This is a genomic window from Streptomyces sp. NPDC037083 (genome assembly GCF_055606485.1).
In genome coordinates, this window is record NZ_JBVJSQ010000007.1 from 267,103 (window position 1) to 287,263 (window position 20,161).

Annotated in this window: 17 protein-coding genes and 1 tRNA gene; 12 read left to right on the plus strand and 6 right to left on the minus strand. The window is 70.0% G+C overall.

From position 1 onward, the window contains the following. Positions 1–60 precede the first annotated feature (60 nt). Together ACZ7DE_RS20940 and ACZ7DE_RS20945 are read right to left on the minus strand one after the other, a co-directional pair. On the minus strand, positions 61–195 hold the full coding sequence (locus ACZ7DE_RS20940) for an SPW_0924 family protein (RefSeq protein WP_470763295.1): 135 nt from the start codon (positions 193–195) through the stop codon (positions 61–63). A 170-nt stretch (positions 196–365) separates the two neighbouring features. Continuing rightward, complete coding sequence (locus ACZ7DE_RS20945; protein WP_470763297.1) at positions 366–2,132, minus strand: lytic transglycosylase domain-containing protein; 1,767 nt, start codon at positions 2,130–2,132, stop codon at positions 366–368. Positions 2,133–2,462: 330 nt separating this feature from the next. On the opposite strand from ACZ7DE_RS20945, the gene ACZ7DE_RS20950 reads away from it, so the two are divergent. Further along, positions 2,463–3,350, plus strand: coding sequence for a DUF4184 family protein (locus ACZ7DE_RS20950; RefSeq protein WP_470763298.1), 888 nt, complete (start codon positions 2,463–2,465; stop codon positions 3,348–3,350). Here ACZ7DE_RS20950 and ACZ7DE_RS20955 read toward each other — a convergent pair. Both ACZ7DE_RS20955 and polA read right to left on the minus strand, forming a co-directional pair. Continuing rightward, positions 3,316–3,750: a hypothetical protein gene (locus ACZ7DE_RS20955; RefSeq protein WP_470763300.1), complete on the minus strand. Its 435-nt coding sequence runs from the start codon at positions 3,748–3,750 to the stop codon at positions 3,316–3,318. The two genes, ACZ7DE_RS20950 and ACZ7DE_RS20955, sit on opposite strands and share 35 nt — an antisense overlap. Positions 3,751–3,957: 207 nt before the next feature. Next, a complete protein-coding gene (polA, locus tag ACZ7DE_RS20960) occupies positions 3,958–6,684 on the minus strand; it encodes a DNA polymerase I (protein WP_470763302.1) in 2,727 nt (908 codons plus the stop codon). Between the two features lie 210 nt (positions 6,685–6,894). Between polA and ACZ7DE_RS20965 the strand changes: the two genes are divergently transcribed. The 9 genes from ACZ7DE_RS20965 (at position 6,895) to ACZ7DE_RS21005 (ending at position 16,817) form a co-directional block, all read left to right on the plus strand. Further along, a complete protein-coding gene (locus ACZ7DE_RS20965; protein WP_470763304.1) occupies positions 6,895–9,174 on the plus strand; it encodes an FdhF/YdeP family oxidoreductase in 2,280 nt (759 codons plus the stop codon). A gap of 49 nt (positions 9,175–9,223) precedes the next feature. Further along, on the plus strand, positions 9,224–9,688 hold the full coding sequence (locus tag ACZ7DE_RS20970; RefSeq protein ID WP_470763306.1) for a PaaI family thioesterase: 465 nt from the start codon (positions 9,224–9,226) through the stop codon (positions 9,686–9,688). A 64-nt stretch (positions 9,689–9,752) separates the two neighbouring features. Continuing rightward, positions 9,753–10,187, plus strand: coding sequence for a hypothetical protein (locus tag ACZ7DE_RS20975; RefSeq protein ID WP_470763307.1), 435 nt, complete (start codon positions 9,753–9,755; stop codon positions 10,185–10,187). After that, positions 10,184–10,810: a Tat pathway signal sequence domain protein gene (locus ACZ7DE_RS20980; protein ID WP_470763308.1), complete on the plus strand. Its 627-nt coding sequence runs from the start codon at positions 10,184–10,186 to the stop codon at positions 10,808–10,810. The genes ACZ7DE_RS20975 and ACZ7DE_RS20980 overlap by 4 nt, the downstream gene beginning before the upstream one ends. A gap of 288 nt (positions 10,811–11,098) precedes the next feature. After that, positions 11,099–12,328 (plus strand): branched-chain amino acid ABC transporter substrate-binding protein, encoded by a 1,230-nt coding sequence (locus ACZ7DE_RS20985; RefSeq protein ID WP_470763310.1) that lies wholly within the window; start codon positions 11,099–11,101, stop codon positions 12,326–12,328. Positions 12,329–12,437: 109 nt separating this feature from the next. Continuing rightward, a complete protein-coding gene (locus ACZ7DE_RS20990) occupies positions 12,438–13,370 on the plus strand; it encodes a branched-chain amino acid ABC transporter permease (RefSeq protein WP_470763312.1) in 933 nt (310 codons plus the stop codon). 5 nt (positions 13,371–13,375) lie between these two features. Beyond that, positions 13,376–15,202, plus strand: a complete 1,827-nt coding sequence (locus tag ACZ7DE_RS20995) for a branched-chain amino acid ABC transporter permease (RefSeq protein WP_470763314.1) — start codon at positions 13,376–13,378, stop codon at positions 15,200–15,202. 5 nt (positions 15,203–15,207) lie between these two features. Beyond that, on the plus strand, positions 15,208–16,104 hold the full coding sequence (locus ACZ7DE_RS21000; protein ID WP_470763316.1) for an ABC transporter ATP-binding protein: 897 nt from the start codon (positions 15,208–15,210) through the stop codon (positions 16,102–16,104). Further along, a complete protein-coding gene (locus tag ACZ7DE_RS21005) occupies positions 16,101–16,817 on the plus strand; it encodes an ABC transporter ATP-binding protein (RefSeq protein WP_470763319.1) in 717 nt (238 codons plus the stop codon). The genes ACZ7DE_RS21000 and ACZ7DE_RS21005 overlap by 4 nt, the downstream gene beginning before the upstream one ends. Before the next feature lie 79 nt (positions 16,818–16,896). Here ACZ7DE_RS21005 and ACZ7DE_RS21010 read toward each other — a convergent pair whose 3' ends face one another. Then, a complete protein-coding gene (locus tag ACZ7DE_RS21010) occupies positions 16,897–17,553 on the minus strand; it encodes an ANTAR domain-containing response regulator (protein ID WP_470763321.1) in 657 nt (218 codons plus the stop codon). Between the two features lie 101 nt (positions 17,554–17,654). On the opposite strand from ACZ7DE_RS21010, the gene ACZ7DE_RS21015 reads away from it, so the two are divergent. Further along, positions 17,655–17,737 (plus strand) — tRNA-Leu (locus tag ACZ7DE_RS21015). An 80-nt stretch (positions 17,738–17,817) separates the two neighbouring features. After that, positions 17,818–18,606 carry a helix-turn-helix domain-containing protein gene (locus ACZ7DE_RS21020; RefSeq protein ID WP_470763323.1) on the plus strand — a complete coding sequence of 263 codons (789 nt, stop codon included), beginning with the start codon at positions 17,818–17,820 and terminating at the stop codon, positions 18,604–18,606. 13 nt (positions 18,607–18,619) lie between these two features. Here ACZ7DE_RS21020 and pyk read toward each other — a convergent pair whose 3' ends face one another. Then, complete coding sequence (gene pyk, locus ACZ7DE_RS21025) at positions 18,620–20,056, minus strand: pyruvate kinase (RefSeq protein ID WP_470763325.1); 1,437 nt, start codon at positions 20,054–20,056, stop codon at positions 18,620–18,622. Positions 20,057–20,161 lie beyond the last annotated feature (105 nt).

The following is a 20,161-nucleotide window of genomic DNA, read 5'->3' on the forward strand; positions in this document are numbered from 1 at the left end:
GCGGCGGGCGGGGCGGTCACGGGCCGGACGGCTGGGGGCCGGACGGCTGCGGGCGGGCGGTCACGGGTGCGCTGGGACCGTCGTCAGCAGTGGCTTCGGGGAGGTGCCGCCGGTCGGGGCGCCGAGGGCGGTGAGTGCGAGGACGACGGCGAGCGCGACGGCGAGACCGGTCGCGGCGGCGATGAGGGCGCGCATACGGGCCTCCCGTCGAAACGGCCACTGGCGCCGGTCACGGGAACCGGCAGTGGAACTGACAGGGCGTCAGGTCCGGCACGGTAGCAACGGGCGGACGAGATGAGAACACGTCGCACACGACGGCGGCGCCCCCCGTGCGAGGGGCGCCGCCGTCGTGGTGCGCGAGGGGGTTACGAAGCGGGGGCCGTGGACTCCGTCGCGGTGGGCGTCGGGCTCGGCGAGGAGGCCGCGGGTGCCGTGACGGTGAGTTCGACGGTGAGGGTCGCTCCGCCCGTGGTGGTGATGCGCAGCAGGTACGTTCCGGCCGTGTCGTCCGCGTACAGCTTGGGCAGCCGCAGCAGGCCGTTCGCGTCGGTCTGCAGCTCCAGGGTGCGCACGGGGACGCCGGTGACGGCGTCCTTGAAGTAGGGGCCCTTGTCGTTCGCGGCCGGGTCGTCGGCCGACTTGACGAGGGTGGCGGTGGCCGCGACCTTGTCCGCGACGGCGCCCTTGTACGTGGCCTTCACCTCGACCTGGTCGGCGAACTCGCCGCCGGCGGTGCACGTCAGCGCGGTGTCACCGGTGCGGGCGAGGGCGTCGGCGGCGCGCGCGGTGACGGTGGCCTTGTAGTCGAGGGCGGAGAGCGTACGGCCGGCGATCGTGGCGCGCACGGTGAAGTCGCCGGTCTTCTCGCCGGCCGTGAGCGCGGGCGCGAGGGCGACGCCCTTGCCGTCCGTGACGACCGTGGCGACCCTCTCGCCGCCGGCGAAGGCGGCGTCGGTGTCGCCGACGATGGTGAAGCGGACCCTGACCTTGGCGACGGCCCTGCCGGTGAAGGTCTCCGCGCGGGTGCTGATCCGCTCGGTGTAGGTGTCGCCCGCCATGGCGGTGAGGCCGGCCGTGCCCGCGTCCTCGAGGTGGTCGACCGTGTCGGTCGGCGTGGGCGCCGGGGTCGTCGGCTTGGAGGGCTTGGGGGGTGTGCCGGGCGTGCCCGGATCCGACGGCTTGCCGGGGGTCGACGGGGTGCTGGGCGTGGACGGTTTGCTCGGCGTCGTCGGCCGGCCGGGCTTGCCGGGCGTCGAGGGGGCGGACGGCGAGGTGGGCGTGTTCGGGTAGTCGTCGCTGCGGTTGCCGGGCACGGTGCCGGTGCCGTTCGGGACCTCGTGCGTGCCCTTGCGGTAGTACTCCAGCCACGACAGGACGGTGTTGAGGTAGTCCGTGGAGTTGTTGTAGCTGAGGATCGCGCTGCGCATCCCGGCCGTGGTGGACATGTTCCAGCCGTAGCGGCACAGGTAGTGGCCGGCGGCGAGCGCGGCGTCGTAGATGTTGTTGGGGTCCTTCTTGCCGTCGGCGTTGCCGTCGCGGCCCGCCCACGCCCAGGTGGAGGGGATGAACTGCATGGGGCCGACGGCGCGGTCGTAGGTGCTGTCGCCGTCGTAGGCGCCGTTGTCGGTGTCCCTGATGTTGGCGAAGCCGACGCCGTTGAGGACCGGGCCGAGGATCGGCGAGACGGTCGTGCCGTCCGCGGTGACGTTGCCTCCGCGGGCCTGGCCCGACTCGACCTTGCCGATGGCGGCGAGGAGTTGCCAGGGCATGTTGCAGCCCGGCTTGGACTGCGCCAGCGCCGCCTCGGCCTTCTTGTAGGCGTCCAGGACGGTCGCGGGGATACCCGCCTCGGCGGCGCCGGTGGCGACCGGGGTGGTGGGAGAGCTCGCGCTCGGGGCGGGGACAGGGGTGTTCAGCGGCGGCAGGTCCGTGTAGTACGGCGAGTTGCCGGTGGCGCTGTCGGCGGTTCCGGCGCCGGTGTCGGCGGACGGGGTGTCGGCGGCGGTCCGTCTGCCCTGGCCGTCGGCCGTGACGTCCGGTGCCTGGGACGCGGCCAGCGCCGCGACGGCCAGTGCGGCCACGGTCGTGTTGACCGCTCCCTTGCGCAGCCTCGTGCCGAAATGCGCCGACATGAAGTGAAACCCTCCCGTGGACGCCGAACGCCCGTCTTCGCCCGCACCTGCCGTGCTGTTGCCGTCGTTGCCGTTGTCACTCTTGTGACGAGCGACCCGCCCCGAGGGTTGCACTCGCAAGCGGTTTGCCCTGTTCTGTTGCCTTGTTCGACGCGCCCGGGGGCGCGGCGACCCCGCGACCCTACGACAACTTCTTTTCGACCGGCACCCGTTCGGACGTCGTTTTCACCGGACGGTCACCCGCCGTCCGCCGGGAACCGGGCCCCGCATACTGGACGTCGTCGATCATGGGGCCGTCCGGCCCGCCAACGTCCCCCTCCGGGAGCCCCGTTGCCGTTCACCCTGAGTCACGCCGCGGCCGTGCTGCCCGCCCTGCGCGCCGACGGCACCGGCCGCGGGCGGCTCGCGCCGGCCGTCCTGGTAGCGGGGTCGTTCGCTCCCGACATGACCTACTTCGCGGCGAGTGTCCTGTCGGGGGCCATGGAGTTCGGCGACGTCACCCACTCCTTCGCAGGCGTGTTCACGGTCGACGTGCTCGTCGCGTGGGCGCTGGTGGGGCTCTGGCTGCTGGTGCGCGAACCGCTCGTGGCGCTGCTGCCCCGCGGACGACAGGGCCGTACCGCCGCCCTGACGCGATGCGGAGCGCCACGCGCGCGTGTGCGGCCCTCGCTGATCCTTCGGTGGTACGCCTCCGCGGTTCTCGGCGCGCTGACGCACGTGGTGTGGGACGCGTTCACCCATCACGACCGCTGGGGCCTGCGCCTGTTCCCCGTCCTCGGCGGGAAGATGGCCGGCCTGCCGGTGTACTGGTATGTGCAGTACGGGAGTTCGGCGGTGGCCGCGTTCGTGATCGCCGTGTTCGTGACGCACGCGCTGCGCCGGACGCCCGACGGCGAGCCGGTGGGCGTCGCGGTGCTCTCGGCCCGGGACCGGTGGGGGGCGGCGGCCCTGATCGGCGGCTGTGCGCTGGTCGCCGCGGTGCGGCGGGCGACGCGGTGGTGGGAGTACTGGGGCCCGCGCGAGGCCAGGCCGTGGGAGCTCGTCCCGACGGTGTGCTTCGGGACCGGCGCTGGGCTGGTCCTCGGCGTGCTGGCGTACGCCGTCGGCGTGCGGCTGTGGCGTCCGGCCCGCAGGGGCGTGGGCGGCGGACGGCGGGCGGGGACGGCGGCGGAGGCGGAGGCGGTCAGCGCGCGGCGGGACCGTCCGGGCGTTCGGTGAGCGGGCCGGGGGCCGCGACGAAGACGGGGATGCGGCGGAGCACGCGGGGCCCGGGGAGCAGGCCCAGGACGCTCAGGGCGAGCGTCAGGCAGCCGCGCACCGCCTCGGCCCACGAACGCCGGGCCACGCCGCGCAGCGCCGGCGGGCGGACGAGCCGGGGCAGACGCGCGGGGAGGAGCCGGGCGGGGAGGAGCCGGGCGAGGGCCGTGCGGCCCAGCCGGGCGGCGGCCGTGCGCAGGGCCGCGGCGGGCGTCCTCGGGACGCGGGGGGTGGCGGCGCCGGGCGCCAGGGCGGGGCGTGGACGCCTCCAGGGCGCCGCGGGTTCGATCCGTCCGTCGGCGGCAGCCGTGGCGTGAACGCGTGCGTGGGCCTTGCGGCGGTGGAGCAGGCGTATACCCATGGCCGCATCCTGGCGGTCGCCGCCCGCCGGGGGCCTGTTCTCCGGGGCCACGCGGGTGAGGGCCCTTCGGGGGATGACCGGCGGTGACGAAGAGCCCCTCGCGGGCCGCGGCCGTAGGCGAACAGCCGGGTGGGCCCTGACCGCCTGGTCAGGGCCCACCCGGACCGCAGCGACCGGGGGGCGTGACGCCCGCCCGGCCGTCGCACGCTAGTGCGCCGCCGACTCCCAGTCCGTGCCCACGCCCACCGAGACGTCCAGCGGAGCCTTGAGGTGGACCGCGCCCGCCATCTCGCGGCGGACCAGCTCCTCCACGGCCGCCCGCTCGCCGGGAGCGATCTCCAGGACGATTTCGTCGTGGACCTGCAGCAGCATGCGGGAGGTGAGGTCCGCCGCACGCAGCGCGCCGTCCACCTTGAGCATGGCGATCTTGACGATGTCGGCCGCGGTGCCCTGGATGGGCGCGTTGAGGGCCATGCGCTCGGCCGCCTCACGGCGCTGACGGTTGTCGCTGTTGAGGTCGGGCAGATAGCGGCGGCGGCCGAACAGGGTCGCCGTGTAGCCCGTCGCCCGCGCCTCGTCGACCGCGCGCCGCAGATAGTCCCGCACCCCGCCGAAACGCTCGAAGTAGGCGTCCATCAGGGCACGGGCCTCGCCCGCGTCGATGTTCAGCTGCTGGGACAGGCCGAACGCGGACAGCCCGTACGCCAGGCCGTAGGACATCGCCTTGATCTTGCGGCGCATCTCCGCGTCCACCGCGCCCTGCTCGACGGCGAACACCTGCGAGGCGGCCGTGGTGTGCAGGTCCTCGCCGGAGGTGAACGCCTCGATGAGGCCCTCGTCCTCCGACAGGTGGGCCATCACACGCAGTTCGATCTGGCTGTAGTCGGCCGTCATCAGGGACTCGAAGCCCTCGCCGACGACGAAGCCGCGGCGGATGGCCCGGCCCTCGTCCGTGCGGACCGGGATGTTCTGAAGGTTGGGGTCCGTGGAGGACAGGCGGCCGGTCGCCGCGACCGTCTGGTTGAACGTGGTGTGGATGCGGCCGTCGGCGGCGATCGTCTTGATCAGGCCCTCGACGGTGACGCGCAGCTTCGCCTGCTCACGGTGGCGAAGCATGATGACCGGCAACTCGTTGTCCGTCTGGCCCGCCAGCCAGGCCAGGGCGTCGGCGTCGGTGGTGTAGCCGGTCTTGGTCTTCTTCGTCTTCGGCAGGCCCAGTTCACCGAAGAGAACCTCCTGGAGCTGCTTGGGCGAGCCCAGGTTGAACTCGTGCCCGGCCGCCGCGTGCGCCTCCTTCACCGCCTGCTGGACGGCGCCGGCGAACATCTGCTCCATGGCCTCCAGGTGGGCGCGGTCGGCCGCGATGCCATGGCGCTCCATACGGGCCAGCAGAGCGGACGTGGGCAGCTCCATGTCGCCCAGCAGATCCGCCGCGCCGACCTCCTCCAGCCGGCCCCGGAAGGCCTCCCCCAGGTCCACGATCGTGCGGGCCTGCACCATGAGGGCCTCGGCCTCGGCGCCGTCGTCCGCGCCGAACGCGAGCTGTCCGTCGGCCGCCGCGGCGGGCGCCAGCTCGCGGCCCAGGTACTCCAGGGACAGCGCGTCCAGGTCGAACGAGCGCCGGCCCGGCTTGACCAGATACGCGGCCAGCGCGGTGTCCATGAAGACGCCGGCGACGGACCAGCCGTGCTCGGCGAACACCCGCATGGCGCCCTTGGCGTCGTGCAGGACCTTGGGCCGCTCCTCGGCCGCCAGCCAGGCCGCCCACGCGTTCTCGTCGGCCTCGTCCAGCTCCGCCGGGTCGAACCAGGCGGCCGCCCCGCCGGCCGCGGCGAGCGCCACCTCGGCGACCGAACCCGCGCCCAGCGCCCAGGTGTCGACGGTGGCGACGCCCAGGGTCTCGCCGCCGTGCTCGGCGAGCCAGCCGGCCAGCTCACCCGTGCCCAGCACCGTGCCGTCCAGCTCCACACCGCCGGTGATCACCGGGGTCGCCTCGGCCTCCTCGCCGCCCGGGTCGACGGCGAACAGCCGCTCGCGCAGCGAGGGGTTCCTGATCTCCAGGGTGTCCAGGACCATCGCGACGGCCGTGCGGTCGTACGGGGCGCGCTCCAGGTCGGCGACCGCCTTGGGCAGCTCGACGTCACGGACCATCTCGGTGAGGCGGCGGTTGAGCTTGACGGCCTCCAGGTGGTCGCGCAGGTTCTGCCCGGCCTTGCCCTTGACCTCCTCGACCCGCTCGACGAGCTCCGCGAACGAACCGAACTGGTTGATCCACTTCGCGGCCGTCTTCTCGCCGACGCCCGGGATGCCCGGCAGGTTGTCGGACGGGTCGCCGCGCAGCGCCGCGAAGTCGGGGTACTGGGCGGGCGTCAACGCGTACTTCTCGAAGACCTTCTCCGGGGTGAACCGGGTCAGCTCCGAGACGCCCTTCGTCGGGTACAGCACCGTGGTGTGCTCGGACACCAGCTGGAAGGAGTCGCGGTCGCCGGTGACGATCAGCACGTCGAAGCCGGCGGCCTCGGCCTGGGTGGCGAGGGTGGCGATGACGTCGTCCGCCTCGAAGCCGTCGACCGCGAACCGCGACACGTGCATCGCGTCGAGCAGCTCGCCGATCAGCTCGACCTGCCCCTTGAACTCGTCGGGCGTCTTGGAGCGGTTCGCCTTGTACTCGGTGAACTCCTGCGAGCGCCAGGTCTTGCGGGAGACGTCGAAGGCGACCGCGAAGTGCGTGGGCGCCTCGTCACGCAACGTGTTGGCCAGCATCGACGCGAAACCGTAGATCGCGTTCGTCGGCTGGCCCGTCGCGGTGGTGAAGTTCTCCGCGGGCAGCGCGAAGAACGCGCGGTAGGCCAGCGAGTGCCCGTCCATGAGCATCAGGCGCGGGCGGCTTGCGCCGGTGGGGGTGTCGGTCTTCTTCGCTGCTGTCTCTGCCACGCCCCCGATCCTGCCACGCCCCACCGACAGTCGGCTCCGGCCACCGCGGCCCGGGCCCCCGCAGCGGCCCGCACCCCTCCCCGCCACCGTGAGCAGGACCACACGGGTTCGTTGTCACCGCCGCGTGCGAGGATCGCGGTGGGCGCGCACGCCACGACGCACCGCGCACCCCGCAGTCGCCACACACGGCAGGTCGAAGGAGAGCGCGCGATGGCAACGAAGCCGCCCAAAGCCGATCCGGTCCAGGACGCGCCACAGGTCGCCGAACCCCGCCGCGCGGCCGCGGGCCTGCCGGCCGTCGGGCACTCCCTGCGCATCGCCCAGCAGCAGATGGGCGTGAAGCGCACCGCGCTGACCCTGCTGCGCGTCAACCAGAAGGACGGCTTCGACTGCCCGGGCTGCGCCTGGCCCGAGCCCGAGCACCGGCACGCCGCGGAGTTCTGCGAGAACGGCGCGAAGGCGGTCGCCGAGGAGGCGACCCTGCGCAGGGTCACCCCCGAGTTCTTCGCCGCGCACACCGTCGCCGACCTCGCCGGCCGCAGCGGCTACTGGCTGGGCCAGCAGGGCCGGCTCACCCACCCCATGTATCTGCCGGAGGGCGCGGAGCGCTACGAGCCGGTCACCTGGGAGCGCGCCTTCGACATCATCGCCGAGGAGACGGCCGCCCTCGCCTCCCCCGACGAGGCCGTCTTCTACACCTCGGGCCGCACCAGCAACGAGGCCGCGTTCCTCTACCAGCTCTTCGCCCGCGAGCTCGGCACCAACAACCTGCCGGACTGCTCCAACATGTGCCACGAGTCCTCCGGCTCGGCCCTGTCGCAGACCATCGGCATCGGCAAGGGCAGCGTCCTGCTCGAGGACCTCCACCGGGCCGACCTGATCATCGTCGCCGGCCAGAACCCGGGCACGAACCACCCGCGCATGCTGTCCGCCCTGGAGAAGGCCAAGGCCGGCGGCGCGAAGATCATCAGCGTCAACCCGCTGCCCGAGGCGGGCCTGGAACGCTTCAAGAACCCGCAGACCCCGCAGGGCATGATCAAGGGCGCCGCCCTGACCGACCTGTTCCTGCAGATCCGCATCGGCGGCGACCAGGCACTCTTCCGCCTCCTCAACAAGCTCGTCCTGGACACCGAGGGCGCCCTCGACGAGCCGTTCATCGCCGAACACACCCACGGCTTCGAGGAGTTCGCCGAGGCCGCCCGCGCCGCCGACTGGGACGAGACGCTCACCGCGACCGGCCTCACCCGCGCCCGGATCGAGGAAGCCCTGCGCATGGTGCTCGCCTCCAAGCGCACCATCGTCTGCTGGGCCATGGGCCTCACCCAGCACAAGCACTCCGTGCCGACCATCCGCGAGGTCGTCAACTTCCTCCTCCTGCGCGGCAACATCGGCCGCCCGGGCGCGGGCGTGTGCCCGGTGCGCGGTCACTCCAACGTCCAGGGCGACCGCACCATGGGCATCTTCGAACGGCCCGCCCCGGCCTTCCTGGACGCACTGGAGAAGGAGTTCGGCTTCGCGCCCCCGCGCGAGCACGGCTTCGACGTGGTGCGCGCCATCCGCGCCCTGCGCGACGGCGAGGCGAAGCTGTTCTTCGCCATGGGCGGCAACTTCGTGTCGGCCTCCCCCGACACCGACGTCACGGAGGCCGCCATGCGGCGCGCCCGGCTGACCGTCCACGTGTCGACCAAGCTGAACCGCTCGCACGTCGTCACCGGCGCGCGCGCCCTGATCCTGCCCACCCTCGGCCGCACCGAGCGCGACCTGCAGGACAGCGGCGAACAGTTCGTGACCGTCGAGGACTCCATGGGCATGGTGCACGCCTCCCGCGGCCGTCTCGCGCCCGCGAGCGCGCACCTGCTGTCCGAGCCGGCCATCGTCTGCCGGCTGGCCCGCCGCGTGCTGGGCGAGAACAGCAGGACGCCCTGGGAGGAGTTCGAGAAGGACTACGCGACGATCCGCGACCGCATCGCGCGCGTGATCCCCGGCTTCGAGGACTTCAACGCGCGCGTGGCCGCCCCGGGCGGCTTCACCCTCCCCCACGCCCCGCGCGACGAACGCCGCTTCCCCACCGCCACCGGCAAGGCCAACTTCACCGCGGCGCCGGTCGAGTACCCCAAGCTGCCCGAAGGCCGTCTCCTGCTGCAGACCCTGCGCTCGCACGACCAGTACAACACCACGATCTACGGCCTCGACGACCGCTACCGCGGCATCAAGAACGGCCGCCGGGTCGTCCTGGTCAACGCCGAGGACGCGCGCGCCCTCGACCTCGCCGAGGGCTCCTACGTGGACCTGGTGAGCGAGTGGAAGGACGGCGTGGAGCGGCGGGCGCCCGGTTTCCGGATGGTGTTCTACCCGACGCCCCGGGGCTGCGCGGCCGCCTACTACCCCGAGACCAACGTGCTGGTCCCGCTGGACGCCACCGCCGACACGAGCAACACCCCGGCCAGCAAATCCGTCGTCGTGCGTCTGGAACAATCGAGCACCCACTGAGCGTTTGCTCAGTGACGCAGGACATGATCGACGAACGGAGCCGGACCCCATGGGCGAGCAGCAGCACGTCAAGTTCCCGCAAGAGGTCATCGACGAGTACGCCGCACTCGGCGTCGACCTCCTCGCCCTGTTCTCCGCCGGGCACCTCGGCACCCGCATGGGCGTGCAGATCGTCGAGGCCTCCGCGGACCGGGTCGTGGGCACCATGCCCGTCGAGGGCAACACCCAGCCCTACGGACTGCTCCACGGCGGCGCCTCCGCGGTCCTCGCCGAGACCCTCGGCTCGGTCGGCTCCATGCTGCACGCCGGCAGCTCCAAGCTCGCCGTCGGCGTCGACCTGAACTGCACCCACCACCGCGGAGCCCGCTCCGGCCTGGTCACGGGCGTCGCCACCCCCGTCCACCGGGGGCGCTCAACGGCCACGTACGAGATCGTGATCAGCGACGAGGAGGGCCGACGCGTGTGCACCGCCCGGCTGACCTGCCTGCTGCGCGACGCCCCCGCCCAGGGCTGAGGGCCAACACCCCGTGCGGCGGCACCCGTTGCCCACCCCCGCCCCGGCGGCCTAGCGTCGGGGCATGGCAACGGCGGTCGCCCCGGGGGCGAGAACGACGACACGGCTGCTCGGACCGGCCCTGCTGGCGGGCGTGCTGGCGGGGCTGTCGGCGACCGCCTGCGGCCAGACACCCCAGCACGCCGCCGCCACGGCACACGCCTCCCCCGCCGCACCTGCGGCCCCGTCGACGCCCACCGTGGCCCCCGCGGAGCTGTGCACCCGCATCGTCGCCCACTGGTCGCGCGAGGTGCTCGACAGCGACACCTACGGCGACTACCAGTCCATGGGACTGTCCAACGGCCAGTACGAGATCCTGCGGACCGTCGTGGACGCCGCCCGCACCGCGAAGAAACAGCAAGGAGCGGCGGCGGCCGACGAGTTGATCGACCGTCGGGCCCGCACGGGCTGCGTCAACCGGTATCGCTCGGGCGGCCCCGACGAAGGCCCCTGGCAGTGAACGCCATCGGCCCGCTCGAGCCCGGCGAGGGCACCCGCCCCCACCCCGAGAACGCCCTCGAGCACGCCCCCGCGACCGCCCGCGCGGACGTCGGCCCGCTCGCCCGCCTCCACACCGCCCACCGCCGCGCCACGCACGCCGCCCTCGCCGCGGCCCTCCTCCTCGCGGGCGCCGGCTACCTGTACACGACCCGGCCGCACGAGCCCCAACCCCCCACCCCGGAAGCGCCGTTCCCGTCCCAGGCCGTCGATGTCAGCTACCTCGGCGAGATCCCCGTCCCGCCCGGCACCCGCCCGCGCACGTTCGCCTTCGAGGTGCTGCTCACCGTGGACTCCGGGCCGCCGGTCACCCTGACGCGAATGACCCAGCCCTACGCCGGACTGTCCCTGACCTCGGCGCCGCGCGCCCCGATCCGGACGAAGAAGGGCTCCGCCCGCAAGATCGTCGTCACCCTGCACGTGACGGAATGCGGAAAAGTGCCGAAGAACGCGGGACTTCCTTTCCTCGACGTAACTCTACGTAATGCGCGCGCAATACAGGACCACAGCTACATCCTCGGGCCGAACTATGCGCACGACCTCTCCGCAGCCATACAGGTCGCCTGCAGCAACGATTTCGAGTAACCACCAAAATACCCGAGACGCCTGACCCCACCTAGGGTCGTCCTGCACATTCTCAGCATGTGGACAGGGCGAATCGGCCTGAATTCCGCTGTTCCACCCACCAAGTACCGCTCTGCATTACCTCGTGTCATAACAAGAGCGTCACAGCCTTCGTCAGACCCTCCTCCACGTTCCCTCCACCCGCTTAGAGTCACGCCCAGTCACCGCGCGGCTGGAATACCCCTCCAGCTCAAGCGCTCGACTCGGCTTCTTCCAGGGGGGAGGGCCGCCCAGGGAAAGGACTGGAACGTGCGTCAACGTTCGCTTATCGCCATCACCGCCGCGCTGTCCGCGGGAGCACTCACCCTCACCGCCTGCGGCTCGCGCGACAGCGACGACAAGGGCTCCGACAGCGGCGGCGGCACCACCGTCACCATCGGCGTCGACGCCCCGCTGACCGGCGACCTGTCCGCGCTGGGCCTCGGCATCAAGAACTCCGTCGACCTCGCCGCCAAGACGGCCAACAAGCAGAAGTACGTCGACGGCGTCACCTTCAAGATCGAGGCGCTCGACGACCAGGCCCAGCCGTCCTCGGGCCAGCAGAACGCCACCAAGCTGGTCGCCGACAAGTCCGTCCTCGGCGTGGTCGGCCCGCTGAACTCCTCCGTCGCCGAGTCGATGCAGAAGGTCTTCGACGACGCCAAGCTCGTCGAGGTCTCCCCGGCCAACACCAACCCGGCGCTCACCCAGGGCACCGACTGGGCGACCTCCAAGAAGCGCGTCTACAAGTCGTACTTCCGCACCGCGACCACGGACGCCATCCAGGGCCCGTTCGCCGCGCAGTACCTGGTCAAGGACGCCAAGAAGAAGAAGGTCTTCGTCATCGACGACAAGAAGACCTACGGCGCCGGCCTCGCCGGAACCTTCACCGAAGAGTTCAAGAAGCTCGGCGGCACGGTGGCCGGCACCGAGCACATCAACCCGGACAGCAAGGACTTCTCGGCCATCGCCACCAAGGTCAAGAACTCCGGCGCCGACGTCGTCTACTACGGCGGCGAATACCCGCAGGCCGGCCCGCTCAGCAAGCAGATCAAGGCCGCCGGCGCCAAGATCCCCGTGGTCGGCGGCGACGGTATCTACAGCGCAGACTTCATCAAGCTGGCCGGCGCCACCGCCACCGGCGACCTGGCCACCTCGGTCGGCGCCCCGGTCGAGCAGCTCCCCTCCGCCAAGGAGTTCGTCGCCAACTACAAGAACGGCGGCTACAAGGAGGCCTACGAGGCCTACGGCGGCTACTCCTACGACTCGGCCTGGGCGATCATCGAGGCCGTGAAGAAGGCCGTCGAGGACAACGACGGCAAGCTTCCGGACGACGCCCGCGCCAAGGTCACCGCCGCCATGCAGAACGTCTCCTTCGACGGTGTGACCGGCAAGGTCTCCTTCGACGAGTTCGGTGACGCCACCAACAAGCAGCTCACCGTGTACGCCGTCGAGAACGGCGCCTGGAAGCCGGTGAAGTCCGGCACCTACACCGGCTGACCCACCCGCATCACATGAGCCGCGCGGGGCGCTGTTCCACTGGCGCCCCGCGCGAACTCACATCCGGACACATCCGTCGAAAACATCCGAACGTCTCGGAGGACATGCGGTGAACGAACTGCCGCAGCAGCTGGTCAACGGCCTGCTACTGGGATCCATGTACGGGCTGGTCGCCATTGGCTACACAATGGTCTACGGCATCGTCCAGCTCATCAACTTCGCCCACGGCGAGATCTTCATGACGGGCGCATTCGGGGCTCTCTCCGTCTACCTCTGGGTAGTGCCCAACGGCACAACCATGTGGATAGCCCTGCCGCTCATGCTCATCGGCGCCATGCTGGTCGCCGCCCTCGTCGCCATCGGAGCGGAACGGTTCGCCTACCGCCCCCTGCGCGGCGCACCCCGCCTCGCCCCCCTCATCACCGCCATCGGCCTCTCCCTGGCCCTCCAGCAGGCGGTCTGGGCCTGGTACCCGGAAGCGAAGTCGGCCCGCACCTTCCCCCAGATCGAAGGCGGCCCCTTCCACATCGGCGACGTCACCATCCAGACCGGTGACATCTTCCTCCTCGCCGCCGCCCCCATCAGCATGGCCGTCCTCGCCTACTTCGTCATGAAGACCCGCACCGGACGCGGCATGCAGGCCACCGCACAGGACCCCGACACCGCCAAGCTCATGGGCGTCAACACCGACCGCATCATCGTGATCGCCTTCGCCCTCGGCGCCGTCTTCGCCGCCATCGGCGGCGTCGCCTACGGCCTGAAGTACGGTCAGATCGACTACCGCATGGGCTTCATCCTCGGACTCAAGGCCTTCACCGCAGCCGTCCTCGGCGGCATCGGCAACATCTACGGCGCCATGATCGGCGGCGTCGTCCTCGGCATCGCCGAGACCCTGGCCACGGCCTACATCGCCGACATCCCCGGCATGGACAAGTTCGGCAGCCAGTCCTGGGCCGACGTCTGGGCCTTCGTACTTCTCATCCTCGTACTGCTGTTCAGGCCACAGGGCCTGCTCGGCGAGCGCGTCGCGGACAGGGCGTGACACCGATGACCACACAGACCACCGCACCCGAAACCCCCAGCACCCCCACCACCGGGGCGACCACCGGCCTCATCGGCATCCCCGCCCAGGCCGGCCGCGCCCTCGCCACCGGCGGCGGCGCCCTCACCATCGTCTCCACCTTCCTCGCCTGGACCTGGACAGCCAGCTTCCCCGGCGACCTCACCGTCTACGGCTACCCCGGTGGCCTCCAGGTCCTCGCCCTCATCGGCGGCGCCCTCACCACCCTCTTCGGCCTGTCCTCCTACGGCATCAAGGGCCTGCGCTGGCTCACCCCGGCCGGCGCCGACGGCGCCATCAAATTCGCCGCCCTCGCCGCCTTCGCCACCGTCTGGTACACGGTCATCGCCATCGCGGTCGACCTCGGCGGCGTCGTCAACCTCGAGCCCGGCGGCTACATCGCCGCCCTCGCCTCGCTGGCCGCCCTGCTCGGCGCCCTCGCCCTCCCCTTCGAGCGGCCCGAACCCGAGCTCCACGACCCCGACGACACCGGCTGGGACCTCTTCCGCCACCGCCTGCGCACCGGCCGCGACATCACCAAGGCAGCATTCGCCGGCGGCACCGCCCGCCCCCTCGGCAAGCTCCCCTCCTACGCCGAGATCCTCATCATCGTCGCCGTCCTCGGCCTCGGCCTCACCGTCTTCACCTACGGCATCGGCACCGAGTACGACGAACTCTTCATCGGCTTCCTGATCACCGCCGCCTTCGGCTTCGCCGCACTCAACAAGTCCGGCCTCGTCGCCCAGGCCAGCCAGATCACCGCCCGACACCAGAACATCACCATCTGCGGCGCCTTCGTCGCAGCCGCGATGTTCCCCTTCACCCAGACCGACGACCAGTACGCCACCGTCGGCGTCTACATCCTGATCTTCGGCACCGTCGCCCTCGGCCTCAACATCGTCGTCGGCCTCGCCGGCCTCCTCGACCTCGGCTACGTCGCCTTCCTCGGCGTCGGCGCCTACGCCGCGGCCCTCGTCTCCGGCTCCCCCAGCTCACCCTTCGACGTGCACTTCCCGTTCTGGGCCGCCGTCCTCGTAGGCGCCGCCGCATCCCTCGTCTTCGGCGTCCTCATCGGCGCCCCGACCCTGCGACTGCGCGGCGACTACCTCGCCATCGTCACCCTCGGCTTCGGCGAGATCTTCCGCATCACCGCCAACAACCTCGACGGCACCTCCGGCCCCGACCTCACCAACGGCTCCAACGGCATCTCCTCCATCCCGAACCTCAACATCCTCGGATTCGACTTCGGGACCGAGCACGCCATCGCCGGATTCACCATCGGCCGCTTCGCCAACTACTTCTTCCTCATGCTCATCATCACGGCGATCGTCGTCCTGGTGTTCCGACGCAGCGGAGACTCCCGCATCGGCCGCGCCTGGGTCGCCATCCGCGAAGACGAGACCGCCGCCCTCGCCATGGGCATCAACGGCTTCCGCGTCAAGCTCATCGCCTTCGCCGTCGGCGCCTCACTCGCCGGCCTCGCCGGCACCGTCCAAGCACACGTCACCTACACCGTGACACCCGAGCAGTACCTCTTCGCCGGCCCCATCCCGCCCAACTCCGCCTTCCTGCTCGCCGCAGTCGTCCTCGGCGGCATGGGCACCATCAGCGGCCCCCTCATCGGCGCGGCACTGCTCTTCCTCATCCCCAACAAGCTCCAGTTCCTCGGCGACTACCAGCTCTTCGCCTTCGGTCTCGCCCTCATCCTGCTGATGCGCTTCCGCCCCGAGGGACTCATCCCCAACCGGCGCCGCCAGCTCGAGTTCCACGAGGACGCGGAAGCACCCACCGTCCTGACGAAGGCAGGGGCCTGACCACCATGACCACCGACACCACCACCACGGTCGCCCCCACCGGCGAAAGGGTCCTCGACGCACGCGGCGTCACCATGCGCTTCGGCGGCCTCACCGCCGTCCGCGACGTCGACCTCCACGTCAACGCCGGAGAAATCGTCGGCCTCATCGGCCCCAACGGCGCCGGCAAGACCACCTTCTTCAACTGCCTCACCGGCCTCTACATCCCCACCGAAGGCGAAGTCCGCTACAAGGACAAGGTCCTGCCGCCCAAGTCCTTCAAGGTCACAGCCGCAGGCATCGCCCGCACCTTCCAGAACATCCGCCTCTTCGGCAACATGACCGTCCTGGAAAACGTCCTCGTCGGCCGCCACACGCGGACCAAGGAAGGCTTCTGGTCGGCCGTCCTGCGCCTCCCCTCCTTCCACAGGGCCGAAGCCGCCTCCCGCGAACGCGCCATGGAACTCCTGGAGTTCATCGGCCTCGAAAAGAAGGCCGACCACCTCGCACGCAACCTCCCCTACGGCGAACAGCGCAAGCTCGAAATCGCCCGGGCACTCGCCAGCGACCCCGGCCTGCTCCTCCTCGACGAGCCCACCGCCGGCATGAACCCCCAGGAAACCCGCGCCACCGAAGAACTCGTCTTCGCCATCCGCGACAAGGGCATCGCCGTCCTCGTCATCGAGCACGACATGCGCTTCATCTTCAACCTCTGCGACCGAGTCGCCGTCCTCGTCCAAGGCGAAAAACTCGTCGAAGGCGACAGCGCCACCGTCCAGGGCGACGAACGCGTCGTCGCCGCCTACCTCGGCGAACCCTTCGAAAACGCCCCCGGCGACGAAGAAATAGCCGAAGTCGAGGCCGCCGAGGCGAACGCCGACACCACGACGGACGCCGCGCCCGCCAAGGAGAACGACCGATGACCGCACTGCTCGAAGTCGAGGACCTCCGGGTCGCCTACGGCAAGATCGAGGCCGTCAAAGGCATCTCGTTCAAGGTCGAGGCCGGCGAGGTCGTCACCCTGATCGGCACCAACGGCGCCGGCAAGACCACCACCCTGCGCACCCTCTCCGGACTCCTCAAGCCCGTCGGCGGCCAGGTCAAGTTCAACGGCAAATCGCTGAAGAAGATCCCCGCCCACGACATCGTCTCGCTCGGACTCGCCCACTCCCCCGAGGGCCGGCACATCTTCCCGCGCATGACGATCGAGGACAACCTCCGCCTCGGCGCCTTCCTCCGCAACGACAAGGCCGGCATCGAGAAGGACATCCAGCGCGCCTACGACCTCTTCCCCATCCTGGGAGAGCGCCGCAAGCAGGCCGCCGGCACCCTCTCCGGCGGCGAACAGCAGATGCTCGCCATGGGCCGCGCCCTCATGTCCCAGCCCAAACTGCTCATGCTGGACGAGCCCTCCATGGGCCTCTCCCCCATCATGATGCAGAAGATCATGGCCACCATCGCCGAGCTGAAGTCCCAGGGCATGACCATCCTGCTCATCGAGCAGAACGCCCAGGCCGCCCTCTCGCTCGCCGACCACGGCCACGTCATGGAGATCGGCAAGATCGTCCTCTCCGGCACCGGACAGGACCTCCTCCACGACGAGTCCGTCCGCAAGGCGTACCTCGGCGAGGACTAGAGCCCAACCCTCGAACACGACGAGGCCCGCGCCCCTTCTCCGGGCGCGGGCCTCGTCGTGCGAACGGGCGCTGCGGGAACTACCCCTTGTTCGCCTTCTTCTCATCGGCGTCCTGAATGACCGCCTCGGCCACCTGCTGCATCGACATCCGCCGGTCCATCGACGTCTTCTGGATCCACCGGAACGCCGCCGGCTCCGTCAACCCGTACTCCGTCTGAAGAATCGACTTCGCCCGGTCCACCAGCTTGCGCGTCTCCAGCCGCAGCGTCAGATCCGCGACCTCGTTCTCCAGCTCCTTCAGCTCCGTGAAACGGGACACGGCCATCTCGATCGCCGGAACCACGTCACTCTTGCTGAACGGCTTCACCAGGTACGCCATCGCACCCGCGTCCCGCGCCCGCTCCACCAGGTCACGCTGCGAGAACGCCGTGAGCATCAGCACCGGCGCGATCCGCTCCTCGGCGATCTTCTCCGCCGCGGAGATGCCGTCCAGCTTGGGCATCTTCACGTCCAGGATGACCAGGTCCGGCTTGTGCTCACGGGCGAGCTCGACGGCCTGCTCACCGTCACCGGCCTCGCCGACGACGCTGTAGCCCTCCTCCTCCAGCATCTCCTTGAGGTCGAGGCGGATCAGCGCCTCGTCCTCGGCGATGACGACACGGGTCGTCAGCGGAGGCACGTGCGACTTGTCGTCGTCGGGCGCGTCTACGGGCTGGGGCGACTCGGGGGCGGTCACGGGGGCTCCTTGTTACGGGCCGGGCAGGTGCTGCTGCCTATGCAGCCTACCTAGAGGCGGGCAAGTACGGTGACCGGGTATGCTTCCGAGCAGCCCAGCCTGCCGGGTTGGTGGAATGGCATACACGGATGTCTCAAACACATCTGCCCGAGAGGGCTTGCGGGTTCGAGTCCCGCACCCGGCACCGATAAGCGGAGGATCACGTTCGCGTGATCTTCCGCTTTTTGCTGCGCAAGGTCACTGTCAGTGACACACAGTATCCGCATGAACTTCCATGGCACTGAAGTGCGACAGAAGGCCCTGAGCCTTCTACGCGACGGCATGAGCAACGCCGCCGTGGCCCGGGGCCTCGACATTCCACTCGGAACAGTCGGCTACTGGAAGCACATGGACCGCGCGAAACGCGGCGAGTGTCCTGGCTCGCATGATCCAAAGTGCCCCCGGTGTGACGGACGAGAGCTCGACGACTCGGCATACAGCTATCTCTTGGCGCTCTACCTCGGCGACGGCCACATCAGTCACTACTCAGAGCACCGTGTGCCCAACCTCATGATCACCTGCGCTGAATCATGGCCCGGGCTCATGGATGAGTGCGAGCAGGCCATGCGCACAGTCTTCCCCGACAACTCAGTCTGCCGGGTCCGCAGGACAGGCTGCCGCAACGTGAAGGTCTACTCGAAGCATCTGCACTGCCTCTTCCCCCAGCACGGCCCCGGCAAGAAGCACGAGCGGCCCATCGTCCTCGAGCCTTGGCAGCAAGCCATCGCCGACGAGCACCCCTGGGAGTTCGTCCGCGGCCTCATCCACTCCGACGGATGCCGCATCACCAACTGGACGACCCGCATCGTCGCCGGTGAGCTCAAGCGCTACGAATACCCCCGCTACTTCTTCGCCAACAAGTCGGACGACATCCGGCGGCTCTTCACCGACACCCTCGACAAGGTCGGCGTCGAGTGGACGACGCTCGCTCGTGGCAGCGACCCGTTCAACGTCTCCGTCGCCCGCAAAGCGTCCGTAGCCCTCATGGAGACCCACATAGGCCCCAAGCACTGACCCGGCCGGCTCCCTACTTCGGGCTGTCGTCCTCGCCGATGTGGTGGACCCGGACCAGGTTCGTCGAGCCGGAGACGCCGGGGGGTGAGCCCGCCGTGATCACGACGACGTCGCCCTTCTGGCAGCGGCCGTACGTCAGCAGCAGTTCGTCCACCTGGTCGACCATCGCGTCCGTGGAGTCCGCCTGCGGCCCGAGGAACGTCTCGACGCCCCACGTCAGGTTCAGCTGGGAGCGGGTCGCCGGTTCCGGGGTGAAGGCCAGGAGCGGGATCGGGGAGCGGTAGCGGGAGAGGCGGCGGACGGTGTCGCCGCTCTGGGTGAAGGCGACGAGGAATTTGGCGCCGAGGAAGTCGCCGATTTCGGCGGCTGCCCGGGCGACGGCGCCGCCCTGGGTGCGGGGCTTGTTGCTTTCGGTCAGGGGTGGCAGGCCTTTGGCGAGGATGTCTTCTTCTGCTGCTTCGACGATCTTCGCCATGGTGCGGACGGTCTGGGCCGCGTGTTTGCCGACGCTTGTCTCGCCGGAGAGCATGACGGCGTCGGTGCCGTCGATGACGGCGTTGGCGACGTCGCTGGCCTCGGCTCGTGTGGGGCGGGAGTGTTCGATCATGGAGTCGAGCATCTGGGTGGCGACGATGACCGGTTTGGCGTTGCGCTTGGCGAGTTTGATCGCACGTTTTTGGACGATGGGGACCTGTTCGAGGGGCATTTCGACGCCGAGGTCTCCGCGGGCGACCATGATTCCGTCGAAGGCGGCGACGATCTCGTCGATGTTCTCGACTGCCTGCGGTTTTTCGATCTTGGCGATGACGGGGAGGCGGCGGCCTTCTTCGTCCATGATGCGGTGGACGTCGATGATGTCGCGGCCGTTGCGGACGAAGGAGAGGGCGATGACGTCGAAGCCGGTGCGCAGCGCCCAGCGCAGGTCTTCTTCGTCTTTTTTGGAGAGGGCGGGGACGGAGACGGCCACGCCGGGCAGGTTGAGGCCTTTGTGGTCGGAGATGATGCCGCCTTCGATCACGCGGGTGTGGACGCGTGGTCCGTCGACGTGGGTGACCTCGAGGCTGACTTTGCCGTCGTCGACGAGGATGCGTTCGCCGGGTGTCACGTCGTTTGCGAGGCCGGCGTGGGTGGTGCCGCAGTGTGTGCCGTCGCCTGCGGTGCCTTCTTCGACGGTGATGGTGAAGATGTCTCCGCGTTCGAGGAGTACGGGGCCTTCGGTGAAGTGGCCGAGGCGGATCTTCGGGCCTTGAAGGTCGGCGAGGATGCCGACGCTGTGGCCGGTCTCGTCGGAGGCCTTGCGTACGTGGTGGTAGCGCTCCTCGTGTTCGGCGTGGGTGCCGTGGCTGAGGTTGAAGCGGGCTACGTCCATTCCGGCGTCGACCAGGGCTTTGAGCTGGTCGTATGTGTCGGTGGCGGGGCCCAGGGTGCAGACGATTTTTGCTCGGCGCATGTTTCGAGCTTATGTCTTACCGGCGGGTAGTGAATTGGTCGCACATGGCTGCTCAACAACGCTTGGGTGAAGGGTTGTTGACAACTATTAAATTGTGCGGGCTGC

Excerpts from the sequence above, each read along its gene's own strand:
- ACZ7DE_RS21000 (WP_470763316.1), top strand. The coding sequence starts at position 15,208 with ATGACCACCGACACCACCACCACGGTCGCCCCCACCGGCGAAAGGGTC.
- ACZ7DE_RS20975 (WP_470763307.1), top strand. The coding sequence starts at position 9,753 with ATGGCAACGGCGGTCGCCCCGGGGGCGAGAACGACGACACGGCTGCTC.
- ACZ7DE_RS20970 (WP_470763306.1), top strand. The coding sequence starts at position 9,224 with ATGGGCGAGCAGCAGCACGTCAAGTTCCCGCAAGAGGTCATCGACGAG.
- ACZ7DE_RS20995 (WP_470763314.1), top strand. The coding sequence starts at position 13,376 with ATGACCACACAGACCACCGCACCCGAAACCCCCAGCACCCCCACCACC.
- ACZ7DE_RS20955 (WP_470763300.1), bottom strand. The coding sequence starts at position 3,750 with ATGGGTATACGCCTGCTCCACCGCCGCAAGGCCCACGCACGCGTTCAC.
- ACZ7DE_RS21005 (WP_470763319.1), top strand. The coding sequence starts at position 16,101 with ATGACCGCACTGCTCGAAGTCGAGGACCTCCGGGTCGCCTACGGCAAG.
- ACZ7DE_RS20945 (WP_470763297.1), bottom strand. The coding sequence starts at position 2,132 with ATGTCGGCGCATTTCGGCACGAGGCTGCGCAAGGGAGCGGTCAACACG.
- ACZ7DE_RS21020 (WP_470763323.1), top strand. The coding sequence starts at position 17,818 with ATGAACTTCCATGGCACTGAAGTGCGACAGAAGGCCCTGAGCCTTCTA.
- ACZ7DE_RS20940 (WP_470763295.1), bottom strand. The coding sequence starts at position 195 with ATGCGCGCCCTCATCGCCGCCGCGACCGGTCTCGCCGTCGCGCTCGCC.
- pyk (WP_470763325.1), bottom strand. The coding sequence starts at position 20,056 with ATGCGCCGAGCAAAAATCGTCTGCACCCTGGGCCCCGCCACCGACACA.
- ACZ7DE_RS20965 (WP_470763304.1), top strand. The coding sequence starts at position 6,895 with ATGGCAACGAAGCCGCCCAAAGCCGATCCGGTCCAGGACGCGCCACAG.